At 54.4% G+C, this 3,351-nt stretch carries 2 protein-coding genes; both read left to right on the top strand.

The genetic code is table 11. The features are described from left to right. Positions 1 to 382: 382 nt before the first annotated feature. Positions 383 to 2,041 (top strand): methyl-accepting chemotaxis protein, encoded by a 1,659-nt coding sequence (locus tag BVER_RS35445; RefSeq protein WP_198155459.1) that lies wholly within the window; start codon positions 383 to 385, stop codon positions 2,039 to 2,041. Positions 2,042 to 2,254: 213 nt separating this feature from the next. Then, positions 2,255 to 3,214 carry a chemotaxis protein gene (locus tag BVER_RS28255; RefSeq protein WP_050456063.1) on the top strand — a complete coding sequence of 320 codons (960 nt, stop codon included), beginning with the start codon at positions 2,255 to 2,257 and terminating at the stop codon, positions 3,212 to 3,214. The last annotated feature ends 137 nt before the right edge of the window (positions 3,215 to 3,351 follow it).

Genomic DNA, 3,351 nt, shown 5'->3' on the forward strand with positions numbered 1-3,351 from the left:
CGGAACAATGGACTCCAGTCGTCCCCATATCTCATCGGTCAGCAACATTCGACTCATCTTGATCGCTTACGCAAAAGATGAGATGTAAACACATTTCTTCAAATGTGAACAGAGCCTAGTGAATCTGGATACGGCGTCGAATCGATGGCACGCGGATATCCTTGCCGAAATGCGCACTTATTGCTCAAAGAACGCACAGAAACGTGTACTGACGCGAAATTCGCAGTTGGCTCGCTTACTTGTTTAAAACCCAAGGTCTTGATTTGTCGGGGAGGCGGCTTGTTTGCGATGGGCTTCGTTACTTCGAGGGTGACGATAGCGAAAATCTGGTGTGCGATTCAAGTTCTGAAACAGCTCGCCGCTATCACCTATGGGGCCAACGGTGAGTTTGTCCGGAAGCTTCGAGCACCTTTCTTTGTTAGGGCATCAATTCATGAAATACTTAAAAATTGGCACAAGGCTCGGTCTGGTTTTTGCGCTGTTTATGGTGTTTATGGTGTTTATGGTGTTTATGGTGTTTATGGTGTTTATGGTGTTTATGGCCGCGCTTGCGGGCGTGGCCATTGATCGTCTTGCGGATCAGAATGCCATCACTCGTCGCATCACCGAAAACCTGTACGCTAAAGCGGCCGCGACCTCAAAGATCGCCTTTCTTGCCACTGACATGGGGCGCACTGTGCGCAGCGCGATTTTGCGAAGCGACCCAGCTGGGATCGAGAAGAACAAGGCTCTGTTTGAGAAAGAATCTTCCGAGGTAGAGGAGCAGATCAAGTTACTGGATCGACTTGTGGATACGGAGAAAGGTAAGGAGCTGCTCGAGGAGCTTAAGTCCGCTAAGTCGAGTTTTTTCCCGTTTCTCAGCGATGCGTTGAATGAGGGAGCACAGAACAACAATCAGAATGCTAATGCGATCCTCTTTGGGCCTCGAAACGAGACGCAGGTAAAATTCATTGATGTCCTTGACCGCATGGTCAAGTGGCAGGAAGCGCGCATGATTGATGGTGCGACAGAAGCCGCTCAAATCTATAAGCAAGCAACCGTTGTGATGGTTGGTGTGCTCGGTGGAGCGGTGTTGCTGGCCGGATTTTTTGGTTGGCTGATCACGCGCAGCGTCACTCGGCCCATCGCAACAGCGGTGGCGGCAGCAGAACGGGTAGCCGCTGGTGACTTAAGTGTGCCAATCGTTGTAACAACCACGGACGAGACGGGGCGTCTGCTGTTCGCGCTCGAAGCGATGCAAGCAAGCCTTGTGCGTACGGTAAGCAAAGTTCGATCCAATGCGGAAAGCGTTGCGACAGCGAACGCGGAGATTGCACAAGGCAACACGGACTTGAGCCAGCGCACCGAGGAACAAGCTGCTTCGCTGGAAGAAACGGCTTCGAGTATGGAGCAACTGACCGCGACGGTCCGACAGAACGCCGATAATGCGCAGCAGGGAGCACAGGTGGCGAGCAATGCGTCTCAGGTTGCATCGCAAGGTGGGCTCGTCGTCGAACAAGTGATTCGGACAATGCACGAAATCTCTGGGAGTTCAGAGAAAGTCGCGAATATCATTTCCGTGATCGAAGGCATTGCGTTCCAAACGAATATTCTGGCGTTGAATGCTGCAGTGGAAGCAGCGCGTGCCGGGGAAGAGGGTCGAGGCTTCGCGGTGGTGGCTGGCGAGGTCAGGACGCTTGCTCAACGTAGCGCTGCGGCGGCCAAAGAGATCAAGGAATTGATCAATGAGTCGGTAGGGAAAGTCGCATCCGGTTCGGAGCTTGTGCACCGCGCTGGCTCGACGATGAATGAGGTGGTTCAAGCGGTAACGCGTGTAACGGACATCATGGGCGAAATTTCGTCCGCGTCGCTTGAACAGCGAACCGGGATCGAACAGATAAATCAAGCGGTCTCTCAGATGGACGAGGTTACTCAACAAAACGCAGCGCTGGTAGAAGAAGCATCTGCGGCGGCGCAATCGATGGCTGCCCAATCCAGCGATTTGCGCGAGGCGGTGGCAATCTTCAAGGTTCCCCGAAGCACCGGAGCCGGGCTGGGGTGACATAGCGAGCGAGCTCGAATGTTAAAAAGCCGCTTGCGCTTCGCTTGGCAACAACCACGAACGCTGCCGCGGTGCGGAGGCGGCAGCAACTTATAGCGACTCGTGAGATTGGATGGGAGGCGTTCTGAAAGTCTCCCGCGACGTCAGAAGCCTCGGGATTATCCAGTAGAAAGATGAGACAAACTTACCGAAATAAAAATGAGCGAAATAAAAATGAGCAACGATCAACACGATATTGAGCAACGGGTTCGGCTCGCGGGCAGCAACATGTTCGAGCTGTTGCTGTTCCGGCTTGGAGCTACGCCCGGTACCGGTGCCCGTGAATTGTATGGCATCAACGTTTTCAAAGTTCGTGAGATCGTGGCCATGCCGACGCTCACGGAACTAGCGGGTTCGTCTAGTAAGATCCTCGGGGTGGCAGATGTACGCGGCAAAATCATCCCCGTCATCGACCTTGCAAGGGTTACTGGATGTCCCCCGCGAGAAGGAAGCCGCATCCTACTGGTGACGGAGTTTGCTCGCACAACGCAGGGCTTCGCCGTCGAGGAGCTCGATGATATCGTCCGCCTAGAGTGGAATCGAGTGCTTTCAGCAGAAGGACACTCGAGCGGTAAGGCTGTGACCAGCATTGCTCGTCTCGATGCACACTCCGGTGGTCGGCTCGCACAGGTTCTCGACGTTGAGCAGATCTTGCGCGACGCGCTGCCTACAAGTGAGCCGGAGATTAACGAACAAAACACGGGTCGGCTTACCCTGCCATTAGGTGCGCGAGTGCTTGCCGCCGACGACTCTGGTATTGCACGAGCGCTTATCGAAGAAAACTTGAAGTCGATGGGCGTGCCCTTCATCATGGCCAAGACCGGCCAGGAAGCATGGGAAATGCTGGAGAAGGCGGGCGAGAAAGCAGTAAAGGAAGGTAGGAAAGTGACGGACGACATTGCATTGGTGCTCACAGACCTAGAAATGCCGGAAATGGACGGATTCACGCTTACTCGCAAAATTAAAACGGCCGCCAGTCTGCAGATGATCCCCGTTGTTATCCACTCTTCGTTGTCGGGGTCGGCAAACGAGCAGCATGTCCGCAAAGTCGGTGCAAACGCTTATGTGTCGAAGTTTGTTGCTGCCGAACTAGCTGCCGTGATGCGTCAGGCGATGTCGGAGGCCGCTGCATGAACGCCAATTCTAAGTGCGCCGGTAGACTGGCAAGGAGTAGGTGGTGAAAGTCCACTGCGATGAAGGAGTAGCGAACCACATCGGCCCCGAGCCGTGCGCAGGTCACCGCGAGGTGATCGGCGAAGCGTCGGCAGGGG

The sequence above is a fragment of the Candidatus Burkholderia verschuerenii genome (genome assembly GCF_001189365.1).
Lineage (GTDB): Bacteria > Pseudomonadota > Gammaproteobacteria > Burkholderiales > Burkholderiaceae > Caballeronia > Caballeronia verschuerenii.